This is a genomic window from Mycobacterium sp. 20KCMC460, from assembly GCF_022179425.1.
GTDB classification, from domain to species: domain Bacteria; phylum Actinomycetota; class Actinomycetes; order Mycobacteriales; family Mycobacteriaceae; genus Mycobacterium; species Mycobacterium kiyosense.
In genome coordinates, this window is record NZ_AP025524.1 from 3172948 (window position 1) to 3186041 (window position 13094).

Consider the following 13094-nt stretch of genomic DNA (forward strand, 5'->3'; position numbering starts at 1 on the left):
CTTCTTCAATCGACCGTCATGCCGATACAGTTGGGTGCGATGATCCAGACAGCCGCCCCGCCTGTGCTCACCGTGCGGTATGACGGAGCCGAACGCACCTTCGCCGCGGGCCACGACGTAGTCATTGGGCGTGATCTGCGGGCCGATGTCCGCGTCGCACACCCCCTCATCTCCCGCGTGCACCTGTTGCTGCGGTTCGACCAGGGTCGATGGGTTGCCATCGACAATGGCAGCCTGAACGGGTTGTACGTGAACAACCGCCGCGTGCACGAGGTCGACATCCACGACGGGCAGCGCATCAACATCGGCAACCCCGATGGCCCGGCCCTGGACTTCGAGGTCGGCCGCCGCGAGCAGGGATCGGTGGGTCGTCCACCCCCGACGACGGCCATGTCGATACCCGCTCGGCCCAGTGGTCCGATCCCGACGCAGAGCCCGCCGCAGCCGGGTGGGAACTGGGGCGGTGGCCCCCAGCAGCCGTCGACGACGCGGATGCCCGCGGCGCCGGGACGCCCGCCCGGACCGCCGTCGGGGCCGCAGCCGCGTTACCCGTCCGGCCCGCAACCCGTGCATCCGCAGGGCGGCCCGCCGCCGTCGCCGCAGATCTACCGGTCGTCCCCGGGGCAACAACAGCCGCCGCCGGTCATCGGCCCCACCGCGCAGGCGGGCAGCCGGACCTCGATGATGAAGATCCTGCGCCCGGGCCGCGGCGCGGACGTTCCGCCCGGTGCGGTGACGATCGGTCGCGCCGACGACAACGACATCGTCATTCCCGAGGTCCTGGCATCCCGGCACCACGCCACCCTGATCCCCGGCCCCAACGGCACCGAGATCCGCGACAACCGCAGCATCAACGGCACCTTCGTCAACGGCACCCGCGTCGAATCGGCGATCCTGCGGGACGGTGACGTGGTCACCATCGGCAACATCGACCTGGTCTTCGCCAACGGCGCGCTGTCCCGGCGCGAGGAAAGTCTGCTGGAAACCCGCACCGGCGGTCTGGACGTGCGCGGGGTCACGTGGACCATCGAGGGCAACAAGACGCTGCTGGACAACATCTCGCTGACCGCCCGCCCGGGGATGCTCACCGCGGTGATCGGTCCGTCCGGTGCGGGCAAGTCGACGTTCGCCAAGCTGGTGGCCGGCTACACCCATCCCACCAGCGGCACGGTGAGTTTCGAGGGGCACAACGTGCACGCCGAATACGCCTCGCTGCGCAGCAGGATCGGCATGGTGCCGCAGGACGACGTGGTGCACGGCCAGCTGACCGTGCGCCAAGCCCTGATGTATGCGGCCGAGCTCCGGCTGCCGCCGGACACCACCAAACAGGACCGCGAACAGGTGGTGGCCCGGGTCCTCGAGGAACTCGAGATGACCAAGCACCTCGAGACGAGGGTGGACAAGCTCTCGGGTGGTCAGCGCAAGCGCGCCTCGGTGGCGCTGGAGCTGCTCACCGGCCCGTCGTTGCTGATTCTGGACGAACCGACCTCCGGCCTGGACCCCGCGCTGGACCGGCAGGTGATGACCATGCTGCGGCAGTTGGCCGACGCCGGCCGCGTGGTGTTGGTGGTCACCCACTCGCTGACCTATCTGGACGTGTGCGACCAGGTGCTGCTGCTGGCTCCCGGTGGCAAGACCGCCTTCTGTGGGCCGCCGAGTCAGATCGGTCCGGCCATGGGAACCACCAACTGGGCCGACATCTTCAGCTCCGTCGCCGACGACCCGGACGGCGCCAAGGCGCGCTACCTCGCGCAGACCGGGCCGCCCCCGCCCGCCCCGCCCACCGAGAAACCCGCCGAGCTGGGCGAGGCGGCGCACACCAGCCTGGTTCGGCAGTTCTCGACCATCGCCCGACGGCAGATGCGGTTGATCATCTCCGACCGCGGCTACTTCATTTTCCTGGCGATCCTGCCGTTCATCATGGGTGCGCTGTCCATGTCGGTGCCTGGGGAGGTCGGCTTCAACGCCCCGCCGCTGACCAGCGATGCGCCCACCGAGCCGGCCCAGATCCTGGTGCTGCTCAATGTCGGCGCCGTCTTCATGGGTACCGCCCTGACGATCCGTGACCTGATCGGGGAGCGGGCGATCTTCCTGCGAGAACAGGCGGTGGGCCTGTCGACCACGGCATACCTGCTGGCCAAGGTGTGTGTCTACACCATCCTGGCGCTCATCCAGTCCGCGATCGTGACGGTGATCGCGCTACTCGGTAAGCCCGGCCCGAAGACCGGTGCGGTGGTGCTGGGCAGCCCCGCGCTGGAGCTGTACGTGGACATCGCGGCCACGACCGTCGCCTCGGCGATGCTGGGGTTGGTGTTGTCGGCGGTGGCCAAGTCGAACGAACAGATCATGCCGCTGCTGGTGGTGGCGGTCATGTCGCAGCTGGTGTTCTCCGGCGGCATGATCCCGGTGACCAATCGGCTGGGACTGGACCAGATGTCGTGGGTCACCCCGGCCAGATGGGGTTTCGCGGCCTCCGCCTCCACGATCGACCTCACCACGTTGTGTCCGGTACCGCAGGTCCCCAAGGACGCGCACTGGAAACACACGGCGTCAGCCTGGACGTTCGACATGGCGATGCTGGTGGTGCTCAGCATCTTCTACACGGGCTTCGTGCGCTGGAAGATCCGGCTGAAGAGCGGCTGACCGGCTGGTTCGCCAGCCGTTCGCCAGCCGTCAGCCGTCAGCCGTCGGTGCGCCACGTGCTCGGTGTCATCGGCAGCCGGGGGGCGTCGTCGAGGCCCTGCTCGGTCCGGATCAGTCCCGCGGCCTTCGCGGCGCCCGGCTTGAGGGCGGTGTCGGTGAAACCCATGGCTCCCGCGCCTGCGCTGGAGGCGGTGGCGGACTCCGCGGCCGGTTCGGGATCCAGGTATTCGTAGCCGCGCCCGAGCATCGTGGCGATGGCTCGTCGGCGCCGCGGCGCGGGAGTCGGCTCCTGAGGGGTGGCCGTGGCGTCCGGGGCTTCGGCGCTGTCGGGTTGCGGCGCCTTCTTGCGGGCCCCGGTCGTGGCCTGCCGCTTGGCAGTCGAACTCAGGTTGCCCACCAGGTAGCCGTAATCCTGCATGCCCAGACCGAGACCCGTCCCGGTCGGGGAGGGCGGCGCGGTGGACGGCGGCACGGGCGCCGCCGGCGCCGGCGCCGACGTGCTCACCTCGGCTGCGGGTGATGCGGGAGCCGGTGTCGACGTCGGCACGGTCGGTGCCAGCGCGACGACGGGCGGCGGAGGCGGGGGAGCGCCGGGCAGCGCGGGTGGCGGCAGCGCCGCCAGTGCGGCCAGCCCCTTCAGCCCGATCGGCGCCAGCACCACCCCGGCGGCCAGCGGGATCAACGGCGTTGTCAGCAGCGGCACCAGGACCGTGATCAGCACCAGCGTCTGCTCCAGCAGCGTCTTGAGCAGTGCGATGGTGTCGGTGACAACCGTGCCGATGATCTCCACGGTGACGAACAGGATGGTGAAGCCGATGGTCGTGGGGTTTCCCGACGCGATGGCCGCGGTGAGGTCCAGCCCGACGTAGAACATCATCTGGGACAGGAAGGCGATATAGCTGCCGATGTCCATCGGGTAGCCCAGCGCGAACGCCACGTTGAACGGGCTGAAGTAGGTCAGCGGGTTGCCGAGAATGACCAGGTACGGGTCGAATCCGGAGAACATCGCCTGAAAGAAGGGCAGATTCGACAGCGCGTCGATGAGCGGCTGGATGTATTTGTCGTAGAAGTCGAGGTAACCGATGTTCTGCAGCCACTGCATGAACTCGTTCTGCTGGTCAGGCGGTAGCTGCAGTGAACTCGCCAAGGCCGTCGCATCGTCGTTGGCCTTGACGATCTCCGGCGGCAGTGTGGTGCCCGGCGCGGCCAGCAGTGCCGCGGTCGAAATCGCCTGGTATACCGCCATAACGGTGCCGGCCTGAATCCACATGCGCAGGTAGTCGGCCTCGTTGAGGGCGATCGGGATGGTGTTGACGCCGAAGAAGTTGGTGGCCAGCAAGACCGCGTGGGCGGCGTGGTTGGCGGCCAGTTCGGCCAGCGTCGGCATCGCCGCCAGGGCAGTCGTATATGCGGCCGCCGCGGTTTGCTGCTGAGTCGCCATCGCGGCGCTGTCGGTGCCGGCCTGGACAAGCCAGCCCAGGTAGGGAAGGTGGCCCGCGACGTAGGCCAGACTGCTCGGACCCTGCCAGGCCGTCGCCTGGACCTGCGCCAACAGCGCGGTCAGTTCGTTGGCGGTCTCGGCATAGGCGACACTCAGCGACTGCCAGGCCTCGGCGGAGGCGAGCAGCGGACCGGGTCCCGGGCCGCTGCTCAGCAGCGCCGAATGCACCTCCGGCGGCGAGGCCATCCAGATCGGGGCGCTCATCGCACGCCCCGCTATCGGTTGCGGCGGGTCGGCGGCTGTATCGGGACCGGCGCCGAGGCCGGTTCAGGTTCGTCTGGGCTGCTGAAGTGAACGTGCGACGTCATGGCTGGTCAGCTCTCTCGGGGTACACCGCCCCGGGTTGGCAGGTCGCGATGACGTGAGTCTCCTGGCTCTCGGATCGCCGCTCGCCTCGACTTCCAGCCATTGGCCGTGTCTGTTGAGGGTCGCTCCCCGATTACAGTGGCGGGACCGCGCCGGCCTTGCACCGGCTTCCTGCACCGTCGTCGCTCTTACGCGCACCATTGTCGCACGTCGCGGACGGCTACCGGGACTACTCCGCGATCACCGGCCCCACATGGTGTTGGCCGGCATCGGCCATTGCGGTGCCACAGTCGGTGGCTTGGGGCGGAAGAACAGGGCCCCGGCGACGGCGCGGTTGCGCAGCGCCGCCGCCCGCCAGGTGTTCACCGGGTGCGAGGCCAGCATGTTGGCCAGCCATACGAAGAACCCGGCCTCAGAGCCGGCCCGGTCGGCCATTCCGTCGAAATCCACCCAGCGCAGCAGGTATTTGCCCGCACTCAGCACGCCGATGGCACGGCGGGCGCCTTCCGGCCGGAGTGCGAACCCGTAGTTGTCGGCGGTGTATTCCATCGAGCGCGACAGTGCCTGACCCAAAAACGGGATCTTCATGGCCAGCTGACTCAGCTGCCGCCAGTAGGACGCGTGCCCGGCCGCGATGTGCCCGACTTCGTGACCGATGACGAACGCTAGTGCCTCGGGATCACGGGCCTGACCGCCGATCTCGAACAGGTCGCTGTAGACCACGACGTAGCGGCGGAAGCCGTGACCGCTGGCGAAGGCATTGATCCGGCCGTTGCCCAGCACGACGTAGGCGTCGGGCACCTCGGTCAGGCCGAACCGCTGGGCCGCCTCGACCACCAGCCAGTACCCCTCGGGGAATTGCGTGGGCGACATCTTGACGCCGTTGGCCCGCTGCTGCCCGTAGTTCAGTCCGCGGCCCAGGAACAGCAGGATCGGGGTGGCCAATAGCGAAAGCCACAGCACACTGACGGTTCCGGACAGCACCACCGCGATCGCGACCAGATAGAGCACGATGCTGGACACGATGACCAGAGCGAGCAGACCGATCTCCCACGGATGGCGGGCGGGCCGGTCCCAGTGCCCGTGCGGATGCTGGTGGGTCGGCGACTCCAAAATTGCCATGACGGTGGTGGACTCCCTGTCGTCGTAGATTCCCGGTCGGGGGCGGGCCACAACAGGCTCTTGGGCGGTCCTTGGGAGATTCTCCAGAAATCCTTGGAGTGCAGGTCGGCTCTCGAGTGGGCGGCACGTGAGCCGCGCCACAGCGCACTTCTATCATCTGGATATGACCGCCGGTGCCCTGGATATCACGCGATCGCCGGCGTTCACCCCCGATGAGGTTGCCCGATACTACGCGGCCGGCTGGTGGTCGGACGCGACCCTGTCGGACGCGGTACGCGCCAACGCCGCGCGGTCACCGGATCGGGTGGCGTACCTGAACCATCCCGACGACCATCCCGACTGCACACTGACCTGGCATGAGTTCGATTCAGCGGCAAGCGCTTTGGCGCGGCAGCTGGCCGGATGTGAGGTGGCGCCCCACGATCGGGTGGCAGTGTGGCACGGTGACTCGGCCGCGGTGCACGTGCTGTTCGTGGCGATCGAGCGTTGCGGCGCGGTAGCGGTCGGTATCGGTGCGCGCGCCGGGGCCCGCGAGGTTGCCCAACTGCTGGCAACGACGCAGCCGAAAATGCTGATCAGCGACCCGGCGCGGAGTGCTGCGGCAGCAGATGTCTGCGCGGGCTCGCCGATGACGGCTGCGGCGTTGCGTCCCGACCTGCGACTGGAGGCCGACCCGGCAACGGGCCCACTGGAATTCGGCCCGCAGCTGGGTGCCGACGACGTGTTCCTGATCAACTCCACGTCCGGGACCACCGGGTTGCCCAAATGCGTCGTGCACAGCCAGAACCGTTGGCACTACTTCCATCACAAGGCCGTCGCCAACGGGCTGCTGAGGTCCGAAGACGTGTTTCTGCCGGTGATACCGATGCCCTTCGGGTTCGGCATCTGGACCAGCCACACCACCCCGATCTACCTGGGCGCCACCGCGGTGCTGTTGGCACGGTTCACCCCCCGCGCGGCGTGCGAGGCGATAGCACGGCACCGGGCATCCGTATTGTGCTGTGTCAGTACACAATTGACGATGATCATGGCCGATCCGGCCAGCCGGGAAAACGACCTGAGTTCGCTGCGGGTCGTCTTCACCGGTGGAGAGGCGCTGCCGTACCGGCCGGCCGCGGAATTCGAACAACTCACCGGTGCGCAAATCCTGCAGTTCTACGGCTCCAACGAAACCGGGTTGCTCAGCGGGACAACGTTGGACGACCCGCTGCAGCAGCGGCTCCGCACCGGCGGCCGGATCGTGCCGGAGATGTCGGTGCGCCTGTTCGACGGCGACCGGGACGTGACGGACAGCGGGCGCGGCCAACCAGCGTGCCGCGGCCCGGCGACCAGCCTCGGCTATCTCGGGGGCACCGACCACGACAAACTCTTCACCCCCGACGGGTGGATGCGGATGGGTGACATCTGCGAGATAGACGCCGACGGTTACCTGACGGTCACCGGCCGCACTTCCGACTTCATCCTGCGGGGCGGCAAGAACATCAGCGCCGCCCAGGTGGAAGACGTCGCGATGACGCATCCCGCGCTCGCATTGGCGGCGGCCGTCGCCATGCCCGACCCGGTATTCGGCGAAAAAGTCTGCCTGTATGCCGAACTCGTCGATTCCCGCACGCTAGAGCTGGCGGACCTCACCGAACACCTGCTCGCTCTGGGAGTTTCGAAGGAATTGCTGCCCGAGCGTCTCATCGTGCTGGACGAACTGCCGCGCTCGTCCGGTGGCAAGATCGCCAAAGGTCAACTCCGCGAGGATATCCGGGCCAGAATGGAGGCAGGCGATGAACGCTCCTGACGCACGGCCAGGGGGTCTGCAGGTGTGGTCGCCGTCGGTGGTGCCACCCATCGGTGTCGACCTGACCGACGAACAAGCCTTGGCGGTGGCTTTCCGGCACCTTGCCTCGATCGGATTCGCCGAGAACATGGCCGGGCACATCACCTGGCAACTCGACGGACAAACGGACATGCTGGTCAACCCGTGGGGCCTGTGGTGGGCCGAACTGACTGCCTCGGACATCTGCGTGGTCGATTCCGGCGCGCGTGTCATTCGCGGCCGCTGGGATGTCACCCCGGCCATCCACATCCACACCGAACTGCACCGGGTGCGCGAGGACGCGCGGGTGGTCATCCACAATCACCCGTACTACGTGTGCGTGCTGGCCGCCCTCGGCAGGCTGCCCGAGCTGGTGCACCAAACGGGGGCGCTGTTCCTGGACGACCTGTGCCTGGTGGACAGCTACGACGGTGAAGTCGACAGCCCAACGCGCGCAGCCGATCTCGCCGCACATATCGGCAGCGCTAACCTCACCATCCTGGCCAATCACGGTGTCATCGCCACCGGGACCACCCTGCCCGAAGCCGTCTACCGGGCTGCCTGCATCGAGCGGGTGTGCCGGCTCGCCTACGACGTGCTGCTGACCGGGCAAGCCCCATCGCAGATGAGGTGGTCGGACATGGTGGGTATGCAGGCCTCGCTGATCGAACGCGCGGCCGACGTGTACTGGGCCGGGGCGGCGCGAATGACCATCAAAACCGACCCCGATGTGCTCACCTAGCCCGCCGCCGGGTGCAAGGAGACCGCCGACATGAAATCGATCGACGAGCTGGCCGCCGACCTCAGTTTCACCACGGCCAAGACCGGTGCCGATCGCTCCGTCACCTTCTTGCCCGATCCGCCTCGGGCGCACCGCCGTTACACGGTGATCTCGGTGGACGACCACATCGTCGAACCTCCGGACACGTTCACCGGGCGGTTGCCGCGCAAGTTCGCCGACCGCGCACCGAAGGTCGTCGACACCGCTGATGGGGGACAGACCTGGGTCTATGACGGCCACGTGCTGCCCAATGTCGGCTTCAACGCCGTGGTGGGGCGCCCGGTCGCAGAGTATGGCTTCGAGCCCGTCCGCTTCGACGAGATGCGGCGCGGCGCGTGGGATATCCAAGCACGCATCGCGGACATGGACCTCAACGGGATCTACGCGTCGCTGAACTTCCCGTCGTTCCTGCCGGGCTTCGCCGGCCAGCGCCTGCAACAGGTGACCGCGGACCGCGACCTCGCGTTGGCGTCGGTGCGGGCGTGGAACGACTGGCATCTACAGGCGTGGGCGGGGCCGTATCCCGAACGGATCATCCCCTGTCAGCTGCCGTGGCTGCTGGACCCCGAACTCGGCGCGGCGATGATCCGGGAGAACGCCGAACGCGGTTTCCGCGCCGTCACTTTCAGCGAGAACCCGGCGATGCTCGGCTTCCCGAGCATCCACTCGGGCCACTGGGACCCGATGATGGCGGCGTGCGCCGAGACCGGCACGGTGGTCAACCTGCACATCGGCTCGTCCGGCTCGTCGCCGTCCACCACCGCGGATGCCCCGCCGGACGTGCCCGGCGTGCTGTTCTTCGCCTACGCCATCTCAGCGGCGGTGGATTGGCTGTACTCAGGTTTGCCCAGCAGGTTCCCGGATCTCAAGATCTGTCTGTCCGAGGGTGGAATCGGTTGGGTCGCCGGACTTTTGGACCGGCTCGACCATATGCTCAGCTACCACCAGATGTACGGGACGTGGCAGGCGCTCGGTGAAAAGCTCACGCCCGCAGAGGTATTCACCCGTAATTTCTGGTTCTGCGCGGTGGAGGACAAGTCGTCCTTCGTGCAATACCAGCGAATCGGCGCGGACAACATCATGCTCGAGGCGGACTATCCGCACTGCGACTCGACCTGGCCGCACACCCAGCAGACGATCCACGAAGAGATCGGCGGTCTACCCGGCGACGTGGTCCGCAAAATCACCTGGGAGAACGCCTCCCGGTTGTATCAGCACCCGGTGCCGGTCGACATCCAGCGCGACCCGGACGCCTTCTGATCGGTCTACTCGAACGCGGCGTTCGAGCTGTACACCCCGAGCAGGTCGCGGGCCGAGACGATCCCCAGCAGCTTGCCGTCGCGCTCCACCAGGATGTGCCGGATGTAGTGCTCCATCATCTGGGTGGCGACTTCGTCGACGGTGGCGTCGGCGTCGCACCAGACCAGCTTCGCGCTGGCTACGTCGGCGGCACGGACTGCGTTGGGGTCCTTGCCGCCGGCGACGACACGCAGCACGTCACGCTCACTGAGCAACGCGGACGGCCAGGCGTCGGCGCCGACCACGATCGCACCCAGGTTGTCGGCGGCCATCGCGGCGGCCGCGTCGGCCACCGTGGCATCGGACGCCACCCGGGCGACGGGGTCGCCGATGACCGAGGAGACGGGAAGGGACCCGGCCGAAGAGAAGGTAGTCATGCCACCATGCTCATCGCGGCCCGTGGCCGGCTCTAGTGACTTCAGTCCTCAATGCGACGGCCGAAGTGACCGAGATCAGGTGACCCATTCGGGTTGCGCGTCGGTGTCGACGGCGGAGAAATCCTTGTGGCCCAGTCCGGCCACGCAGCCGCCGTCGACGACGAATTCCGATCCGGTGGAGTAGCTGGACTCGTCACTGGCCAGGTACACGACCAGGTTGGACACTTCCTCGGGTTCGGCGGCCCGGCCCAGGGCGGTCTGGAAGATGTCCTCGGGCACCCACTCGGTCATCGGCGTCTTGATGAGTCCGGGGTGGATGGAATTCACCCGGATGCCGTTGGGACCCAGCTCCAGCGCGGCCGACTTGGTGAGGCCGCGGACGGCGAATTTGGTTGCGGTGTAACCGTGGCAGGCGATGGTGCCGGCGATGCCTTCGATGGAGGAGATGTTGATGATGGACCCGCGGCCCGCTTCCTTCATCGGTTTGACGACCGCACGGATGCCCAGGAAGACGCCGGTCAGGTTGATGTCCAGGATGCGCTGCCACTCCGAGAGCGCGTAGTCCTCGAAGGTGCCGATGTTGATGATCCCCGCGTTGTTCACCAGGATGTCGAGCCGGCCGAACTCCTGCAGGGTGGACGCGACCGCGGCGTCCCACTGCTCGGGTTGGGTGACGTCGAGGTGCAGGTAGCGGGCGGCGTCGCCGACTTCGGCGGCGACCGCTTTACCTTCGTCATCGAGAATGTCGCCGAAGACCACCCTGGCTCCCTCGGCGACCAGTTTGCGGACGTGGGCCGCGCCCATCCCGCGGGCGCCGCCACTGATCAGGGCGACCTTGTCGGTCAGACGGTTCGGCATCGACTCTCCTATCGGGGACGGCGGCGATCCTGGCACGGCCACCGAAGCTGCTCACCGGGCCACGAGCACATCCACCATACATTTCGCGACTGGTGTATGGCGGTCAGGACCCGGGTTGCGTTTTGGACGCCGGGGTATGTGTTCTGGGGCGAATGCGCTAGGCAGTTCGTAGGGCCCCACTGATCGGAGGGAAACGACGCATCCGCGCCGACTGCGCGTGGGTGGACGATTCCACTCTGTGCGGCAACAATTTTGGCAGGAGGTTGGATGGGAGACAACGGCTCACCCGAGGGCGCCGAAGCCGAACCGATCACTGATCTGCGATCGGCGCTGCGTCGGCTGCGGCGACATCCCGGCCAGTTGATCGAGACCGACCATCCCGTCGACCCGATCGGCGAAATCGCCGGCGTCTACCGGCGCATCGGTGCCGGCGGCACGGTGGAGCGGCCCACTCGGATCGGGCCGGCGATGATCTTCAACAACGTCACCGGCTTCCCGGGCGCCCGGGTCCTGGTCGGTCTGATGGCCAGCCGCAAACGGGTCGGGATCCTGCTCGAGTCCGCTCCCGACCGACTCACCCAGCGGATGGCGGCAGCCTACGAAAACGCAGTCCCGCCAGCGGAATTCACCGGTCAGCAGCCTCCCTGTCAAGAAGTCGTGCACCGGGCCGACGATCCCGGCTTCGACCTGCGCACGCTGCTGCCCGCGCCCACCAACACCGACCAGGATGCGGGTCCCTACTTCTGCCTGGGTCTGGTGTTGGGCAGCGATCCTGAGCTGGGCACCGACGTCACCATTCACCGGTTGTGCGTGCAGGGGCGCGACGAGATGACCATCTTCTTCGCGCCCGGACGGCACATCGACGCCTTCCGGCGCCGCGCCGAGGCCGCGGGACGCGCGTTCGAAATCACCGTGAACATGGGTTTGGATCCTGCGATTCCCATCGGTGCCACGTTCGAAGCCCCCACCACGCCACTGGGTTACGACGAACTGGCCATCGCCGGCGGCTTGCGCGGCCGGCCCGTCGAGCTGGTCCGCGGCGTCACGGTCGAACAGCAAGCGATCGCCGCCGCCGAGGTGGTCATCGAGGGCTACATCATTCCCGGGGAACGTCAGGCCGAGGACCAGAACACCCACACCGGCCACGCCATGCCCGAGTTCCCCGGCTACGACGGACCGGCAAACCAGGCGCTGCCGGTCATCAAGGTGACCGCGATTACGACGCGCAGGGACCCGATCCTGCAAACCCTCGTCGGCCCCGGCGAGGAACACGTCAGCCTCGCCGGCATCCCCACCGAGGCCAGCATCTACCACGCTCTGCACGACGCGATGCCCGGATTCGTCAGCGAGGTTTACTCACACAGTGCGGGAGGCGGAAAATTCCTCGCAATTCTGAAGTGCAACAAGAAAAATGCGTTCGACGATGGCCGGGCGCGACAGGCGGCCCTGCTGGCATTCGGGGTCTACTCGGAGCTCAAGAACGTCATCCTGGTCGACGCCGACGTCGACATCTACGACAGCGACGACGTGCTGTGGGCGATGCAGACCCGGATGCAGGGCAATCGCGACATCATCGTCATCCCGGGTGTCGCCGGCCATGTACTGGATCCCAGCCAGCAACCCAGCTACGACCCGACCCTGCCGGCCAAGGGAACCACCGCGAAGACCATTTTCGACGCCAGCGTTCCGTTCGACCTGCGTGAGCAATTCGAGCGGGCCCATTTCCGCGACGTCGACCCGCGCCCGTACGCCCCCGAGCTGAACCTGGAGTACCCGTGATCAATCTGACCGGCCAACCCGACCGGCTCGTCGTCGGCATCACCGGCGCCACCGGCATCGTGTACGGCGCCCGCGCGCTCGACATCCTGCGCAGCGTGGGAATCGAGACGCACCTGATCGTCACCCGCGCCGCCGGCCTCACCCGCGAATACGAAACGGACCTCACTCGCCAGGACCTGGAGGCGCGGGCCGACCACGTCTACAACGTCACCGACGTCGGCGCCCCGCTGGCCTCGGGCTCCTTTCTGACCCGGGGAATGCTCATCGCGCCGGCATCGATGCGCAGCGTCGGGGAAATCGCCGGCGGCGTCAGCTCGTCGCTGTTGTCGCGGGCGGCCGACGTCGTCCTCAAAGAGCGCCGACCGTTGGTGCTCATGGTTCGTGAGGCGCCGCTCAACCTCATCCATCTGCGCAACATGGCCACCATCACCGAAGCCGGCGGCACCATCTTTCCGCCGGTGCCCGCGTTCTACTTTCGGCCGACCACCATCGAGGACATCGTCGACCATTCCGTCGGGCGGGCGCTGGACCAGTTCGGCATCCACACCGACGTGTTTCCCCGGTGGGACGAGGACCTGCGGCACAGCGTCGTTCGTCGCAGCGAAGACTAACCCCCGAAGC

10 protein-coding genes and 1 riboswitch are annotated in these 13094 nt (G+C 67.4%); of the genes, 6 read left to right on the forward strand and 4 right to left on the reverse strand.

Features of this window, described 5'->3' with window-relative positions:
* The first annotated feature begins 39 nt into the window (after positions 1 to 39).
* The gene (locus tag MKCMC460_RS14670; RefSeq protein ID WP_236983735.1) at positions 40 to 2643 is read left to right on the forward strand and encodes an FHA domain-containing protein; all 2604 of its coding nucleotides are present in this window, start codon (positions 40 to 42) and stop codon (positions 2641 to 2643) included.
* 37 nt (positions 2644 to 2680) lie between these two features.
* On the opposite strand, the gene MKCMC460_RS14675 is transcribed toward MKCMC460_RS14670, so the two are convergent.
* A complete protein-coding gene (locus MKCMC460_RS14675) occupies positions 2681 to 4348 on the reverse strand; it encodes a PPE domain-containing protein (RefSeq protein ID WP_238304461.1) in 1668 nt (555 codons plus the stop codon).
* A 160-nt stretch (positions 4349 to 4508) separates the two neighbouring features.
* A riboswitch (cobalamin riboswitch) is annotated at positions 4509 to 4623 on the reverse strand.
* Between the two features lie 67 nt (positions 4624 to 4690).
* Positions 4691 to 5572, reverse strand: coding sequence for a M48 family metallopeptidase (locus tag MKCMC460_RS14680; protein WP_236983732.1), 882 nt, complete (start codon positions 5570 to 5572; stop codon positions 4691 to 4693).
* 163 nt (positions 5573 to 5735) lie between these two features.
* Between MKCMC460_RS14680 and MKCMC460_RS14685 the strand changes: the two genes are divergently transcribed.
* The 3 genes from MKCMC460_RS14685 to MKCMC460_RS14695 are packed head-to-tail and all read left to right on the forward strand — an operon-like array spanning position 5736 to position 9420.
* Positions 5736 to 7361 (forward strand): class I adenylate-forming enzyme family protein, encoded by a 1626-nt coding sequence (locus MKCMC460_RS14685; RefSeq protein WP_236983731.1) that lies wholly within the window; start codon positions 5736 to 5738, stop codon positions 7359 to 7361.
* Entirely contained in the window at positions 7348 to 8121 is a 774-nt protein-coding gene (locus tag MKCMC460_RS14690; RefSeq protein WP_236983730.1) for a class II aldolase/adducin family protein, read from the forward strand. The genes MKCMC460_RS14685 and MKCMC460_RS14690 overlap by 14 nt, the downstream gene beginning before the upstream one ends.
* A gap of 30 nt (positions 8122 to 8151) precedes the next feature.
* Positions 8152 to 9420 (forward strand): amidohydrolase family protein, encoded by a 1269-nt coding sequence (locus MKCMC460_RS14695; protein ID WP_238304462.1) that lies wholly within the window; start codon positions 8152 to 8154, stop codon positions 9418 to 9420.
* A gap of 5 nt (positions 9421 to 9425) precedes the next feature.
* On the opposite strand, the gene MKCMC460_RS14700 is transcribed toward MKCMC460_RS14695, so the two are convergent.
* The gene (locus MKCMC460_RS14700) at positions 9426 to 9836 is read right to left on the reverse strand and encodes a CBS domain-containing protein (protein ID WP_236983729.1); all 411 of its coding nucleotides are present in this window, start codon (positions 9834 to 9836) and stop codon (positions 9426 to 9428) included.
* Positions 9837 to 9911: 75 nt separating this feature from the next.
* A complete protein-coding gene (locus MKCMC460_RS14705; RefSeq protein WP_236983727.1) occupies positions 9912 to 10694 on the reverse strand; it encodes an SDR family oxidoreductase in 783 nt (260 codons plus the stop codon).
* Positions 10695 to 10961: 267 nt separating this feature from the next.
* On the opposite strand from MKCMC460_RS14705, the gene MKCMC460_RS14710 reads away from it, so the two are divergent.
* A complete protein-coding gene (locus MKCMC460_RS14710; protein WP_238304463.1) occupies positions 10962 to 12473 on the forward strand; it encodes a UbiD family decarboxylase in 1512 nt (503 codons plus the stop codon).
* Entirely contained in the window at positions 12470 to 13084 is a 615-nt protein-coding gene (locus MKCMC460_RS14715; RefSeq protein ID WP_238304465.1) for a UbiX family flavin prenyltransferase, read from the forward strand. Before MKCMC460_RS14710 ends, MKCMC460_RS14715 begins: the two co-directional genes overlap by 4 nt.
* Positions 13085 to 13094: the final 10 nt, after the last annotated feature.

What these genes read in the sequence shown, in the direction of transcription:
- MKCMC460_RS14670 (WP_236983735.1), top strand. Translation starts at nt 40, where the DNA reads ATGATCCAGACAGCCGCCCCGCCTGTGCTCACCGTGCGGTATGACGGA.
- MKCMC460_RS14675 (WP_238304461.1), bottom strand. Translation starts at nt 4,348, where the DNA reads ATGAGCGCCCCGATCTGGATGGCCTCGCCGCCGGAGGTGCATTCGGCG.
- MKCMC460_RS14680 (WP_236983732.1), bottom strand. Translation starts at nt 5,572, where the DNA reads ATGGCAATTTTGGAGTCGCCGACCCACCAGCATCCGCACGGGCACTGG.
- MKCMC460_RS14685 (WP_236983731.1), top strand. Translation starts at nt 5,736, where the DNA reads ATGACCGCCGGTGCCCTGGATATCACGCGATCGCCGGCGTTCACCCCC.
- MKCMC460_RS14690 (WP_236983730.1), top strand. Translation starts at nt 7,348, where the DNA reads ATGAACGCTCCTGACGCACGGCCAGGGGGTCTGCAGGTGTGGTCGCCG.
- MKCMC460_RS14695 (WP_238304462.1), top strand. Translation starts at nt 8,152, where the DNA reads ATGAAATCGATCGACGAGCTGGCCGCCGACCTCAGTTTCACCACGGCC.
- MKCMC460_RS14700 (WP_236983729.1), bottom strand. Translation starts at nt 9,836, where the DNA reads ATGACTACCTTCTCTTCGGCCGGGTCCCTTCCCGTCTCCTCGGTCATC.
- MKCMC460_RS14705 (WP_236983727.1), bottom strand. Translation starts at nt 10,694, where the DNA reads ATGCCGAACCGTCTGACCGACAAGGTCGCCCTGATCAGTGGCGGCGCC.
- MKCMC460_RS14710 (WP_238304463.1), top strand. Translation starts at nt 10,962, where the DNA reads ATGGGAGACAACGGCTCACCCGAGGGCGCCGAAGCCGAACCGATCACT.